The following is a 13124-nucleotide window of genomic DNA, read 5'->3' on the forward strand; positions in this document are numbered from 1 at the left end:
TCAAGTGCCGCCAAGGGCGACCGCTTTCAAACCACCAATCCCCCTCAGTTCAGGATCAGCCATGTCGGATGCTCTCTCCCTGCCCCTCACTCTCCCCTGCGGCGCCACCCTGCCCAACCGCATCGCCAAGGCCGCGATGACCGAGGGGCTGGCCGACCCTGCCGGCGTGCCGACACAGGCTCTCGAGCGACTATATGGGCTGTGGAGCGACGGTGGCGCCGGGCTGTTGTTGTCCGGCAACATCCTGATTGATGGCGATCACCTCGAGCGCCCGGGCAATGTGATCATTGATCGAGAGCCGGATGCGGCCATGCATCAAGCACTGGCACGGTGGGCGGCAGCAGCCACGCGCAACGGCAATCACTTCTGGGCGCAGATCAACCACGCGGGGCGGCAGACCCAGAAAAATGTCAATCCGCATCCGCAAGCACCGTCCCCGATAAAGCTCGGCCTGCCCGGTGGACAGTTCGGTGAGCCCGTGGCGCTGACGGTTGCTGAGATCGAGGAGATTGTGCGGCGCTTTGCGGTCTGCGCAGCGGCCGTGAAAGCCGCCGGCTTCACCGGTGTGCAGGTGCATGCGGCCCACGGCTACCTGCTGTCGCAGTTTCTCAGTCCGCGCAGTAACCAGCGCAGCGACGAGTATGGCGGCGGCCTGGCGAATCGCGCTCGCGCACTGCTGGATACAGTCAAGGCGGTGCGCGCAGCGGTGGGCCCGGATTTCCCGGTAGCGGTCAAGCTCAACAGCGCCGATTTCCAGAAAGGTGGATTCGCTTTCGAGGACAGCCTGCAGGTGGCCCAATGGCTGGAGGCCGCAGGTATCGATCTGCTGGAGATCTCAGGTGGCACCTACGAACAACCCAAGCTATTGGGTGTTGAAGGTATCGAGGAGGAGGAAACACAGCAGGTGGCGCGTTCCACCCGGATGCGTGAAGCCTATTTCGTTGATTTTGCGCTGGCCATGCAGGAGCAAGTGTCGATTCCGCTGATGGTGACGGGCGGCTTCCGGCGCCGCTGTCGTTCCTCACCCGGAACAAGACATTGCGCACCCTGGCGACGTTCGCGGTGCAGTACTGGTACTACGCGCAACTGGATACGCTGGGGCACACGGGCAAGGCAGAACCAGGCATGTCGGTTTTCACTGGAGCGCGCAAGGTAATGACACAGCAGAGGCAATGGCTCGCGGCGCGGCGCCGACTACAAAAGGTCCAGCAGGGTTGAAGCCGCCCACGCGCAGCAGGCCAGCCTCTGCACTATGGCTTGATTGCGACCAGCTGTCGGTAGAGCCTGTCCGCCTCCTCTGACAGCATCGAGTAACTGCGTATGTCACCATTGCGCTGAGCATGCATTGCCTCACCCAGCTTGGACTCGTACTCTTTTTGCAGTTTTTTGACTTGCCTTGCAGCAGAGGTCTTGAAGAAACCAAACATTACCTGTCCCTTTTAGTCACCGTCATATGGATACGGGCAGGAAAGCATTTGGTTCAGCTCAGCCTGAAAAATGTGTGATTGACTCCATTCCATCGCCAGCTAGAGTACCCCCATGTGTGGCCGCTTCAACATTACCAGTCTGCCCGGGCTCCAGGATCTGATGAATTACCTGGGCATTGATTCCCCACTGCCCGAGCCGCGCGTCAACATCGCCCCCACCGAGGACATCCTGCTCCTGCGCGCTACCGGCGGCGACATGGCCCGGTGGTGGCTGGTGCCTTCCTGGGCCAGTGAGGTCACCACAAAGTACAGCATGTTCAATGCCCGCGCTGAATCCCTGACCAGCAGCCCCGCCTTTCGCGGGCCTTTCCGGCGCCAGCGCGGTGTGGTGCCCATGTCCAGTTTCATTGAGTGGCGCATGGAGAACGGACACAAGCAGCCCTGGCTTATCACCAATGCGGAGCAATGCATCGCGGTAGCCGCCTTGTGGGATGTCTGGGAGGGAGCGGACACACCCCTGCTGTCCTGTACCCTGGTGACAACCGAAGCGGCCGCGGACTTCCGTCCCTGGCACGCCCGCATGCCCGTGATGCTCACCCGGGAGGAATGCCGACGCTGGCTGGATAACGAACAGACGATTGATGCCAGCGACACGCTGCTGGCACCCATCCTGAAATTCGATCTTGAGCTCTACCCGGTCAGTCGGGCCGTGGGCAATTCCAGCAGGAAGGACCCCGCGCTGCTTGAGCCGACTGGCCAGTTTGTGGAGCTTCGGGGCGAAAGCTAAGCAGGTCGGGTGATGCAGCTTCCACTATCATGGCAAGGGATGCGACAGTACGTGGTCATGCGGAAGGGCTAACGGCTTGAAAGGCCAAAGGAAATGGGTATGACTTCCATGGTTTCAATGGACCGCCTCAGATTTCTGCTCAAGCAACTGCGAGAGCGGCTCTGGGTGAGACCGATGATAATTTGCCTGCTATCAATCGGCATGGTTTTTATCGCAAAGCTTTTCGATAGCACCCAGTTGCGGCAATTGGTGCCGGAAGTCTCAATGGACTCAGTCGAGACGCTGCTGTCCGTCATGGCTGCCAGCATGCTGGTCATTGCCACGTTTTCGGTGGCCTCCATGGTTTCTGCGTATGCGGCGGCAAGCAATACGGCCACGCCGCGGTCATTCGTCCTGGTGGTCGCGGACGATGCCTCCCAGAATGCTCTCTCCGCTTTTGTCGGCGCATTCATTTTTTCCATCGTGGCGATCACGGCGGTCAAAAACGACTATTACCAGACAGGGGGTCTTTTTATCCTCTTCGTCGTTACGGCGCTCGTATTCAGCATGGTCATTTTTACCTTCGTCCGCTGGGTCGATAGCATCGCCCGGCTGGGGCGGATGGGATCAACCCTGGACAAGGTGGAGAAGGCAACGGGTGAAGCGCTGCGGCGGCGGCGGGACGCACCAACCCTGCGCGGGTCCTTGGCACGCGCCCGGCCTGCGGGACAGCCGGTATTCGCGACGCAGGTCGGCTACGTGCAGCACATCGACATCGCCGCGCTGCAAGCCTGGGCGGAGAAGAATGAAGTACGGGTGATATTGACGGCCTTGCCGGGCACTTTCGCCACGCCGGACCGGCCACTGGCTTACGTTGCCGGGTTTCGCGCCGACGCGACCGCGCCGGATTGTGCCCCCGTAGTCGAGGCGTTCGAGATTGGTACCAACCGCCAGTTCGACGATGACCCGAGGTTCGGCCTGGTGGTGCTGGCGGAGATCGCCGGCAAGGCGCTGTCGCCCGCGGTCAATGATCCCGGCACTGCGATTGACGTTGTGGGAAGGCTGGTGCGGCTGTTTCATTTGTGGTCCTTGCCGGCAACAGCCGGGGATGATGAGCGGCCGCCGTGCGATCGGGTGGAAGTGCCCGAAATCTCGATGCGGGACATGTTCGACGACGCCTTTACCGTGATTGCCCGGGATGGCGCCAGCCAGGTCGAGGTTTCGGTCAGGTTGCAGAAAGCGTTGTCCACTCTGGCGTCGCTTGGTGACGAGAAAATTCGGGAGGCCGCCTGCTATCACCGCGGCCTGGCGCTGGAGCGCTCCAGCATGGCGCTGACCCTGCCCGAGGACCTTGCGACGGTTCGCGACGCCGCCAGCTTCAGTGCGGAGGAGCGGCCCCCTGCATTGGCGGATTGAGATTGGGTGGTTGCGCGCAGGGGCGAGAGAGCTTGTACGAAAAAGTGCCTTTAGCAGCCAGAAACAGCCCTTTTGGGTGCCTGGGGGACTCAAAACGGAGCTTTTTGCTACATTTCAGCGGATCCGTCAAATATTTGACGCAGGCTCGACGGTGGCCGGCTGCACGCAAATGCGCTGGTCTATACTCAGGCCGGGGGCCGCCTGAGTTGGCCGTTTCCCCCGGCGGCACCAAAGACAGGGAGGTTACATGAGCGGGCACTTGCCAATCATCTACGTCCGGGGCTACGCGGGTAGCGAGGGCGCCGTCGAGCACACGGTGAACCTGCCCTACTACGGCTTCAACCTCGGCAGCACCCAGGTGCGTACCGGACCGGACGGCGACCCTGACTTCTTTATCTTCGAGAGTCCGCTGGTGCGCTTGATGAAGGACCACGGCTATGCCGACATCTTCGCCCGCGTCGACGAGGGCGGGGACGTCAGGCTCCTCAACGGTGAGGAAGAACGTTACCAGGCGCAGGGTTTCCCGCTGCGCTCCCTGTGGGTCTACCGCTACTACGATCGCACCTCGGAACGTGTCGGCGATGGCAACCGGGACAATATAGAGACCCTGGGCGAGAATCTTGGACGACTGCTGGAGTTCGTGCGCCGGGAAACCGGGGCCCAACAGGTGCATCTGGTCGCCCACTCCATGGGCGGGCTTGTGTGTCGCTCGCTGATCCAGCGGGTACTGAAGGAACGCGCCACCGAGCGGGTAGCGCGCCTGTTCACCTATGCCTCGCCCCACCGTGGAATCCACTTCCGCCGCGGCCTGGGGTTCCTTACCAGGGTGCGGGATCTACTGGGACTCAACGATTCCGACACCTTCGGCCCCGCACGCATGCGAGAATACCTGGATTTTCCCGGGGACTGGGACGAACGCCGGCTGCACGAGATTGGCGACCACTTTCCGGCAGAACGGGTGTTCTCGCTGATAGGTACCAATCACACCGACTACAACCTGGCGCGCCTGGCGGTGGGCCCGGGCAGCGATGGTCTGGTGCAGATGGACCATGCCTATGTGCACGGCAGCAGCCGCGCCTTCGTCTATCGCAGCCATAGCGGACCCATGGGAATCGTCAACTCCGAGGAGGGCTACCAGAACCTGCAGCGCTTCCTGTTCGGCGATACCAGCGTCAAGATCGAGCTTGAGGGCATGCGCCTCAAGGACTCCCTGCGTGACGATGAGGATCTGCGTTTCATCCTGGTCGAGACCACCGTGCTGATCCGCGGCGAGGAGGTGGTGATGACCGATCAGCGCGAGGAACACGGCTCGGCACTGACCGTGGGCGCACGGGACCTGGAGGACAGCCACGAGACCCTGTTCCGCACCTACCTGGCCCGCGCCGGCCGCCCCAGCAACCGCGAGCGCTATTCCCACTTCCAGATTCGCCTGCGCCTGTTGCCGCACTATGTGAGCGAACGGCGGGTACTCCGGGACCGGCACTACTTCGGCGAGCACCTGTTTCAGGACACGCTGACTGTCGGCATACGCGATACTGATGGCGGCGAGGGTCGGCTGGTACGCGCCGGCTGGACAGCAATGGACAGCGATCTTCCCGCTGCCGGTACCCGCCACCCGCGCAGTGACGACATCCGCTTCGAATTGCACTCCCGCCACCTGGATGCCGGAGCACTGGTGTTGCGGGTGCGGGACGAGAGTGCCCCGGGCAAGTAATGTTTGCAACCCTGACCACCGCCATTGTCGCTTTCGGCCTCGCCGCCCTGGTCATCACCATCGCCGGCAGCCAACTGGCGCGGGTTGCGGACGAGCTGTCCGATCGCAGCGGCCTTGGCGAGGCACTGTTCGGGGTATTCCTGCTGGCAGGGGTGACGTCGCTGCCTGACTTTGCCGCCACCCTGAGCGCGGCGCTGGATTCCCGCCCCGACCTGGCCATGAGCAATATCATGGGCAGCATGGCGGCCAACCTGGTGTTTCTCGGCATCGCCGACATGGTCTATCGCAAGGCCAACCTGGAGCACGCGGCCGCCTCCCCCACCATCCTGATGCTGGCGGCGTTGCTGATCGTGCTGCTGACGTTGCCATTGATGGCCGTGGCCATGCCGGCGCTGAGCCTGTGGGGTGTGCATCCGGTTACGCCCGTGATCGTGGCCGCCTATCTGTCAGGTCTGTACCTGGTTCGCGGCACACAGCAACAACCCATGTGGATCCCCCGCCATACCCGCCAGACGGTGCCGGACCAACCGACCCGCCATCGCCACGGCAAGCTGTCGACGGCTTGGTTCAGCTTCATCGCCCTGGGTGCGGTAACCGGGGGTGCCGGCTGGATATTGATGGACGCCGCGAAGGTCATCAGCGACCAGGCCGGGCTGTCGGAATCCCTGGTCGGCGGCCTGCTCACGGCACTCGCCACCTCCTCACCCGAGCTGGTGACGACCATCGCGGCCATCCGCCAGCGGGCGCTGACCCTCGCGGTCAGCAACATTTTCGGCACCAACTGCTTCAACATGCTGGTGGTAGCTGCTGCCGATGCCGGCTATCCGGGCGGCTCCATCTACCACGCCATGGCGCCGGTGCAGATGACCTGGGGCCTGGTCGGCATCCTGATGACCGCCATCCTGCTGATGGGTATGCTCCGGCGCGAGCTCTATGGCATCGGCCGGATCGGGTTTGAAAGCGTACTGATCCTGGCGGTCTACGCCCTGGCGCTGGGCATCGTGATGGCGGCAGGCTGAGCCACATCCGGGCGGCGATGGACGCACCCACAGCGACACGTTAAGGTTGGGGTGAAGGCCCGAGCCATCGCGGAAGCGCACTCATGAACAAGCAGCACCAGTGGAACTCCTGGTACTTTTTTGTCACTCTCCTCGCAATCCTGCTGTTCCAGAACTGGTGGGCCACCACCCGCAATGTGGAGGTGATCCCCTACAGCGAGTTCCTGAGCCTGCTCAATGACGGGCGTATCGTCGAGCTCACCGTGGAACAGGAACAGATCAGTGGCCGCTTCAAGGACCCGATCAACAGCAAGCAGTACTTCGTCACCAACCGTGTCGACCCGGCACTGACGGAGCAGATCCGTGATTCGGGTGCGATCTTTACCGGCAAGGTGCAGAACACCTTTCTCTCCAACCTGCTGGCCTGGCTGCTGCCGCTGCTGGTGTTTCTCGCCATCTGGATGTTCGTGTTCCGCCGCTTCGCCGAGAAGCAGGGCTTCGGCGGCATGGTGAATGTGGGCAAGTCCAGGGCGCGGGTACTGGTGGAGCGCGATACCGGGGTGACCTTCGACGATGTCGCCGGGGTCGACGAGGCGAAGATGGAACTGATGGAGATCGTCTCCTTCCTCAAGGACAAGGAGCGCTACGGGCGCCTCGGTGCACGGATTCCCAAGGGTATCCTGCTGGTCGGTCCCCCGGGTACGGGCAAGACCCTGATCGCCAAGGCGGTAGCGGGGCAAGCCGGCGTGCCCTTCTTCTCCATCTCCGGCTCGGAATTCGTGGAGATGTTCGTAGGCGTCGGCGCGGCGCGGGTGCGCGACCTGTTCGAACAGGCGCGTCGGGCGGCGCCCTGCATTATTTTCATCGACGAAGTGGATGCCCTGGGGCGCAGCCGCGGTCTGGGCGGCTTCGGCGGGCAGGACGAGAAGGAACAGACCCTGAACCAGTTGCTCGCGGAACTCGACGGTTTCGATCCGCGCGAGGGCATTGTGCTGCTGGCCGCGACCAACCGCCCGGAAATTCTCGATCCCGCGCTGCTGCGCGCCGGCCGCTTCGATCGCCAGGTGGTACTCGATCGGCCAGACCGCAAGGGCCGTCACGCGATTCTCGAGGTGCATGCCCAGCGAGTGCGACTCGCGGCGGAGGTGGACCTCGGGCAGATCGCCGGCATCACCCCCGGCTTCACCGGCGCCGATCTCGCCAATCTGGTCAACGAGGCCGCCATTGTCGCCACTCGCCGCGGCGGGCAGGAAGTCGGCACCGCCGATTTCACTGCCGCAGTGGAACGGGTCGTCGCCGGCGCCGAGCGCAAGGGTCGCCTGCTGCAACCGCACGAACGCGAGGTGGTCGCCTACCACGAGATGGGTCACGCGCTGGTGGCGGCGAGTATTCCCGGCGGCGATCCGGTGCACAAGGTATCGATCATCCCACGTTCAATCGGCGCACTCGGCTATACCATGCAGCGGCCGACCGATGACCGTTTTCTGCTCACTACCCGGGAACTCGAGGGCCGCATGACGGTGCTGCTGGCCGGGCGCGCCGCCGAGTTCACCGTCTTCGGCGAGATCTCCACCGGCGCCGCCGACGATCTGGCCAAGGTCACGGATGTAGCGCGGCAGATTGTCACCCGTTTCGGCATGACCGAGGCGCTGGGCCAGGCGGTACTCGAGCGCCAGACCACCACCTATCTCGGCGACCAGCAGGTCGGGGTGCGCGAGAAGGATTACTCCGAGGAGACTGCCCGCGAAGTGGACCTGGCAGTCCGTGAGTTGATAGACGCCGCCTACCAGCGCGCCCAGGGCATCCTGGTAGAGCGCCGGGCGCTACTCGACGAAGGCGCGCGGCTGCTGCTGGAGAAAGAAACACTGACACCGGAGGATTTCCCGGCCTTGTCTGCGGCGAAGCAATGACGGGGTAACCGGGACTTCGCAGGCTCTATACTTGCCGCTATCGCAACCCTTGTCACAGGATCCGCCATGCACATACACACCACGATCACCCCGCGCGCAATGGGCCTGGCCCTGATTGGCCTGCTGCTGTGCGCAAGCCTGGCTTGCGCCAAACCACTCCTGTCCGCCGAGGTCGCGCGGCTGCTGGAAAGCCACGGCGTCGACGCCGCCCGCGAGCGTTTCGCCGAGCTTTGGACCAACTCCGCCGCTGACTACGAAGCGGATGTGGAGGGCCTGGCCGACCTCGGTACGCGCTACCTGGAGGCGGGCAATATCGAGGCCGGCATGGCGGTGATGGAGATGGTGTCCATTGTCAGCCTGGCCGGGCTTGAGACGGCCCTGGAGTCACAGGCGGAGATGGTAGCGGAGATGGAGGCGGCCGCGGCGGAGCTTGCGGCGGACGCCGGTGCCGAGGCCGCACCCGGGGACGAAGGCCCGGCGCCCGCGGCATCAGACCGCGGTCCCGCCCGCACTGATCTTGCACGCCTGACCGGTATCTACGCCAGTGCAGAGGCGCCCAACCGGGAACTGTTTGTAACCCGGACCTGTGACGGTTTTCTGGTTGCTGGCCCCCTGTGGGCGGATACCGCGCCCTGGGATCTGCGTTCGCAGGGTGGGGAGACCTTCAGCTTCCGCCAGGGCGAGCTGCAGTTCCAGCTTGAGTTTGCCACCGGCAATGATGGCGCGGCACGGGAGCTCAGCCACACCATCCGCGGTCTCGCCAGCCCCATGCAACGTCGCCGCCCACTGCCCGACGACTGGCGACGCTGCCAGCCGGACACCGCAGCGGTCAATTCAGTTCCGGGGCCGTGACAGGATAGGGCGCATCAGCTGGGAGTTGGGGCCGGGGATAATGCCAAGCCGCGACGGGTCCCGGGGGCGATGCGGCGGTGGATAATACCCTCGCCGCCAGGGCGGGACGGTGGCTACCGGCAAATAGATATACTCGTGGCGTACCTGCTCGCGTGGCATCGGCCTCTGCCGCGCCGCTTCCGCGGTCGCTGCCCGCAGGCGCACCAGCTCGCGCTGTGCTTCCCGCTCCCGTCGATCCGATGCCATGCGATCGGTTGTTTGTCGCATCGCTTCCAGCCGCTGCAGGGTATCCGCAGCGGAGGACTCTGGCGCCACAATCCGCAGGGCTCGGGCACTGACACCCTCAGGCGGCGGCGTATCCGAAAACCCGACCACGCCATTGCTGTCCACAAACCGGTAAACGGTGGTGGAATCGGCCGCTGCACCACAGGCAAGCGAGAGCAAAACACTGACCAACAGACGTGACATCATGCTCTGTTCGATCCGGTAAAGCTGCCCGAGTTCCACGCGGTTGTCGGCTCAGGATCAGTCGCCCGCCCGACGGCCATGGGTGCGTCGCCGCTCCTTTTCCATGTGGGGGTAGAGCTGGGTGGCAGTCGCGCCCGGCAGGCGCCGCTCATGGTCCCGGTGGCGCCTGTCTTCATGCCGCCGGTAACGGCAATCGCACTGCAAACGCCCACACTCCGGCAGTGGCAGCGGAGGAACATCCGTCTGTAGAAAGCGCTCTTCCCGCAGCGTCGCCACCGCCGCGCAGGCGTCCAGTCCCGGCTCAATGGTGCAGGCGCGGTACGGGGAGTGTGTCACTGAAGCCCGCGCCTGGCGCTGCTTTGCACGCGAAGTGGCCTTGGCACGCGAAGGGGGCTTGCCTGCGCCCAGCGCAGACTTGAGGGTTTGCAAGATACTACTCATGACGTAGCTCCAGGTCAGATAGTGGGCGACACCCCCGGCAGCGCCAGGGCGTCGACATCATGCAAAGTATAGTCACTCACGCCCACCTCTCCAGTCCGCCGCAACACGCTACCCGAAACCGCCACGGAACCGTGCGGGGCACAAGAAAGTGAACTGCCCCGATCCGGCTTCTGCTCCCGGCCCGCAGCAGATGCGGAACTTGATCTGGATCAAGCTCGCTGCGCTTTGCCTGGCATATAACGCAGATGAGGTATGAGGCACTCGTGCGCCGAACCGCATAGTCGCAACCATCGGCTACCGCCTCAAGGAGAAAGACCATGACCGCACAGCAATTGAACGACATCGAGCGCCTCTACCGCAGCGCCCGCAAGATGGTTCCAGTCTTGAAGGAGCGCCAGCGGGAGGCCGCCAGTCTCGGCCACCTGCCGGAAGCCACGGTACGCGAGATGCAGGATGCGGGCTTCTTCCGCATCATGCAACCGGCCCGCTACGAGGGTTATGAAATGGACCCGGAAGTGTTCTTCCGGGTGCAGATGGCGCTGGCCGAGGGCTGCATGTCCACCGCCTGGGTACTGGGCGTGGTGGCCATTCATAACTGGCAGCTGGCGCTGTTTGACGACCGCGCCCAGCAGGACGTCTGGGGCGAGGATACCAGTGTACTGATCTCATCCTCCTATATGCCGGTCGGCAAGGTCGCCCGGGTCGACGGTGGCTATCGCCTGAGCGGCCACTGGGGCTTTTCCTCGGGCTCGAAACACTGCCAGTGGGCCTTCCTCGGCGCGATGGTGCCACCGGCGAACGAAGGCGACGCACCCGACTACCGCACCTTCCTGGTGCCGCGCAGCGACTACGAGATCGTCGACAACTGGGACGTCAGCGGCCTGGAGGGCACCGGCAGCCACGACATCGTGGTGCAGGATGCCTATGTGCCGGAGTACCGCACCCACCGCTCCATAGACGGCTTCGAGTGCAACAGTCCCGGCAACGCCGTCAACGACCACTACATTTTCCGCCTGCCCTTCGGCCAGATCTTCGTGCGCGCGGTGTGCAGCTCCGCCATCGGCGCCCTGCGCGGCGTCACCGACAGCTATGTGGAAGTCAACCGGAACCGGGTGGGTCTCAACGACGGCAACAAGATTGCCAGCGACCCCGATGCGCAGATGGCCCTGGCCAATGCCCTCGCCACCGTCGATGAGTGCGAGACCATCATGTTCCGCAATTTCGACCAGATGGTGGCGGCGGCGAAGGAAGACCGCACCCTGCCGATGGGAGATCGCATCAAGATGCGCTTTGACGCCTCACGGGTGGCGGCGAAATGCGCCGATGCCATCAATGCCATGTTCATCGCCTGCGGCGCCCAGGGCATTCACCGCGGCCATCCTCTCAACCGGGCGTGGCTGGATATCAACGCCGGCCGCACCCACGTCGCCAACAACCCCTTCAAGTTCGGCCGCAATCTGGGCGGCACCCTGATGGGCCAGCCCAACGCCGACTTCTTTCTGTAAGCGGGAGCACGCCATGACAGTACAACAAAGGATAGACCCCTACATCATCAAGGCCGAGCCGCGCCCGGAGCGCTACGCCCGCGGCTGGTACGTGATCGGCAATGCCGCCAGCGTCAGCACCACCCCGCGCATGCTGGCGGTTTTCGGCACCAAATTGGTGGCCTACCGCGGCGAGCGGGACGGCGAAGTGCATATCCTCGATGCCTACTGCCCGCACATGGGCGGTGACCTCAGCCAGGGCAAGGTCTGCGGCAACTCGGTGGTATGTCCGTTCCACCTCTGGAGCTGGGGCGCGGACGGGGTCTGTGACGACATCCCCTACGCCAAGAAGATTCCGGACAAGGCCGTAATCAAGTCCTGGCCCACTCTGGAAAAGAACGGCCTGGTATTTGTCTGGCAGGATCCGGAGAACAATCCGCCGATTCCCGAGCAGGAGCCGGAAGCGATGGCGGACTGGTACTCCGGCAACTGGACCGACTGGGAAATGCGCGCCATTCCGATCGCCTCCCAGGGCCGCGAGCTGGTGGACAACATGGCCGACATGGCCCACTTCGGCCCCATCCACTACTCCACGGTGAAATCCTTCAGCAATACCATGGCAGGTCACAAGTTCGTGCAGTACATGGTTGGCGGCCACCAGATCCTGACCGAGGGTGAGGGCGGCCTGATTACCAGCGTGGCCACCTACGAGGGCCCCGCCTACATGACCACCACCATGACCGGCAGCATGGACGGACACCCGATGCAGGTACACCTGCTGGTGAGCCACATTCCGGTGGACATGCACAACTTCGTCATCAACTTCGGGGTCATGATCCGCAAGGATCCGAACCTGAGCGAGGCCGAGAACCAGGCCATGCTGGATGAGTACACCGCGCTCAACATCGAGTCCTTCCACCAGGACGTGGCAATCTGGAACAACAAGTGCATCATCGACAACCCGCTGATGTGCGACGGCGACGGCCCCATCCACATGGTGCGCAAATGGTACAGCCAGTTCATGACCAATGTCGCCGACATCCGCCCGGACCAGGTGAAGGCGCGGGAGCATGTGACGGTCGAGGGTCCGTCGGTGGCGGACGTGCTCGCCAGCCAGCAATAGCTGCCGGCTACCGCTGAGCAGCAAGCGGGCATCCGTGAGTATGCCCCGACAGGGGGTTCAGGCTACTATGGTCATTTTGCAACTGGACCCGCCGCGCCATGCAAGTATTGCTCGTCAACGCGCTCATCGTCGCCCTGGTGGTGATGATCCACTATGAGGCCCTGCACTGGCTGACCCGGTACCTGCCCCGGTTGCCGGTAGTCCACCGCGCCCGCATCGCCATTGGCGTGCTCGGCGCGCTGATGGCGCATGCAGTGGAGGTATGGATTTTTGCACTCACCTATTACGTGCTGATAACCTGGCTCAAATGGGGCTCACTGGGCGGCAATTTCGACGGCACTATTCTGGACTGCGTATACTTCTCCTTTACCGTATTTTCAACGCTGGGGTTCGGGGATATTTTCCCCGAGGGTGAAATCCGCTATCTGGTGGGCATTGAGTCACTGACCGGACTGGTACTGATTACCTGGACCGCCTCCTTCCTCTACTACGAAATGCAACGCAACTGGAGTGAAAGCTAAGCCA

13 protein-coding genes are annotated in these 13124 nt (G+C 63.4%); 10 read left to right on the top strand and 3 right to left on the bottom strand.

Annotated elements, in window-relative coordinates; all coding sequences use genetic code 11:
• Window positions 1-61: 61 nt before the first annotated feature.
• Window positions 62-1156 carry an NADH:flavin oxidoreductase/NADH oxidase family protein gene (locus tag RLO07_RS13675; protein ID WP_462292686.1) on the top strand — a complete coding sequence of 365 codons (1095 nt, stop codon included), beginning with the start codon at window positions 62-64 and terminating at the stop codon, window positions 1154-1156.
• 94 nt (window positions 1157-1250) lie between these two features.
• Here RLO07_RS13675 and RLO07_RS13680 read toward each other — a convergent pair whose 3' ends face one another.
• Entirely contained in the window at window positions 1251-1427 is a 177-nt protein-coding gene (locus RLO07_RS13680) for a DUF6435 family protein (RefSeq protein ID WP_462292687.1), read from the bottom strand.
• Between the two features lie 112 nt (window positions 1428-1539).
• Here RLO07_RS13680 and RLO07_RS13685 point away from each other — a divergent pair, with 112 nt between their 5' ends.
• The 6 genes from RLO07_RS13685 (at window position 1540) to RLO07_RS13710 (ending at window position 9083) form a co-directional block, all read left to right on the top strand.
• Window positions 1540-2214, top strand: coding sequence for an SOS response-associated peptidase (locus RLO07_RS13685; protein ID WP_462292688.1), 675 nt, complete (start codon window positions 1540-1542; stop codon window positions 2212-2214).
• A 117-nt stretch (window positions 2215-2331) separates the two neighbouring features.
• Window positions 2332-3609, top strand: coding sequence for a DUF2254 domain-containing protein (locus tag RLO07_RS13690; protein WP_462292877.1), 1278 nt, complete (start codon window positions 2332-2334; stop codon window positions 3607-3609).
• A 247-nt stretch (window positions 3610-3856) separates the two neighbouring features.
• Entirely contained in the window at window positions 3857-5323 is a 1467-nt protein-coding gene (locus tag RLO07_RS13695; RefSeq protein WP_462292689.1) for an esterase/lipase family protein, read from the top strand.
• Complete coding sequence (locus tag RLO07_RS13700) at window positions 5323-6342, top strand: sodium:calcium antiporter (protein WP_462292690.1); 1020 nt, start codon at window positions 5323-5325, stop codon at window positions 6340-6342. Before RLO07_RS13695 ends, RLO07_RS13700 begins: the two co-directional genes overlap by 1 nt.
• Window positions 6343-6425: 83 nt before the next feature.
• Window positions 6426-8231 carry an ATP-dependent zinc metalloprotease FtsH gene (gene ftsH, locus RLO07_RS13705; protein WP_462292691.1) on the top strand — a complete coding sequence of 602 codons (1806 nt, stop codon included), beginning with the start codon at window positions 6426-6428 and terminating at the stop codon, window positions 8229-8231.
• A 66-nt stretch (window positions 8232-8297) separates the two neighbouring features.
• On the top strand, window positions 8298-9083 hold the full coding sequence (locus tag RLO07_RS13710) for a hypothetical protein (RefSeq protein ID WP_462292692.1): 786 nt from the start codon (window positions 8298-8300) through the stop codon (window positions 9081-9083).
• Here the strand turns inward: RLO07_RS13710 and RLO07_RS13715 are convergent.
• Together RLO07_RS13715 and RLO07_RS13720 are read right to left on the bottom strand one after the other, a co-directional pair.
• On the bottom strand, window positions 9066-9554 hold the full coding sequence (locus tag RLO07_RS13715; RefSeq protein WP_462292693.1) for a DUF4124 domain-containing protein: 489 nt from the start codon (window positions 9552-9554) through the stop codon (window positions 9066-9068). The genes RLO07_RS13710 and RLO07_RS13715 overlap by 18 nt on opposite strands.
• Window positions 9555-9608: 54 nt before the next feature.
• The gene (locus RLO07_RS13720; RefSeq protein WP_462292694.1) at window positions 9609-9992 is read right to left on the bottom strand and encodes a hypothetical protein; all 384 of its coding nucleotides are present in this window, start codon (window positions 9990-9992) and stop codon (window positions 9609-9611) included.
• Window positions 9993-10309: 317 nt separating this feature from the next.
• Here RLO07_RS13720 and RLO07_RS13725 point away from each other — a divergent pair, with 317 nt between their 5' ends.
• The 3 genes from RLO07_RS13725 to RLO07_RS13735 all read left to right on the top strand — a co-directional run bounded on the left by RLO07_RS13725 (window position 10310) and on the right by RLO07_RS13735 (window position 13120).
• Entirely contained in the window at window positions 10310-11497 is a 1188-nt protein-coding gene (locus tag RLO07_RS13725; protein ID WP_462292695.1) for an acyl-CoA dehydrogenase family protein, read from the top strand.
• A 13-nt stretch (window positions 11498-11510) separates the two neighbouring features.
• Complete coding sequence (locus RLO07_RS13730; protein WP_462292696.1) at window positions 11511-12599, top strand: Rieske 2Fe-2S domain-containing protein; 1089 nt, start codon at window positions 11511-11513, stop codon at window positions 12597-12599.
• A gap of 98 nt (window positions 12600-12697) precedes the next feature.
• Window positions 12698-13120 (top strand): ion channel, encoded by a 423-nt coding sequence (locus RLO07_RS13735; protein WP_462292697.1) that lies wholly within the window; start codon window positions 12698-12700, stop codon window positions 13118-13120.
• Window positions 13121-13124 lie beyond the last annotated feature (4 nt).

The sequence above is a fragment of the Haliea sp. genome (assembly GCF_040221975.1).
Taxonomy (GTDB): domain Bacteria; phylum Pseudomonadota; class Gammaproteobacteria; order Pseudomonadales; family Halieaceae; genus Haliea.

Coding starts and splice junctions, on each gene's coding strand:
- RLO07_RS13675 (WP_462292686.1), top strand. CDS start 62: ATGTCGGATGCTCTCTCCCTGCCCCTCACTCTCCCCTGCGGCGCCACC.
- RLO07_RS13680 (WP_462292687.1), bottom strand. CDS start 1,427: ATGTTTGGTTTCTTCAAGACCTCTGCTGCAAGGCAAGTCAAAAAACTG.
- RLO07_RS13685 (WP_462292688.1), top strand. CDS start 1,540: ATGTGTGGCCGCTTCAACATTACCAGTCTGCCCGGGCTCCAGGATCTG.
- RLO07_RS13690 (WP_462292877.1), top strand. CDS start 2,332: ATGGACCGCCTCAGATTTCTGCTCAAGCAACTGCGAGAGCGGCTCTGG.
- RLO07_RS13695 (WP_462292689.1), top strand. CDS start 3,857: ATGAGCGGGCACTTGCCAATCATCTACGTCCGGGGCTACGCGGGTAGC.
- RLO07_RS13700 (WP_462292690.1), top strand. CDS start 5,323: ATGTTTGCAACCCTGACCACCGCCATTGTCGCTTTCGGCCTCGCCGCC.
- ftsH (WP_462292691.1), top strand. CDS start 6,426: ATGAACAAGCAGCACCAGTGGAACTCCTGGTACTTTTTTGTCACTCTC.
- RLO07_RS13710 (WP_462292692.1), top strand. CDS start 8,298: ATGCACATACACACCACGATCACCCCGCGCGCAATGGGCCTGGCCCTG.
- RLO07_RS13715 (WP_462292693.1), bottom strand. CDS start 9,554: ATGATGTCACGTCTGTTGGTCAGTGTTTTGCTCTCGCTTGCCTGTGGT.
- RLO07_RS13720 (WP_462292694.1), bottom strand. CDS start 9,992: ATGAGTAGTATCTTGCAAACCCTCAAGTCTGCGCTGGGCGCAGGCAAG.
- RLO07_RS13725 (WP_462292695.1), top strand. CDS start 10,310: ATGACCGCACAGCAATTGAACGACATCGAGCGCCTCTACCGCAGCGCC.
- RLO07_RS13730 (WP_462292696.1), top strand. CDS start 11,511: ATGACAGTACAACAAAGGATAGACCCCTACATCATCAAGGCCGAGCCG.
- RLO07_RS13735 (WP_462292697.1), top strand. CDS start 12,698: ATGCAAGTATTGCTCGTCAACGCGCTCATCGTCGCCCTGGTGGTGATG.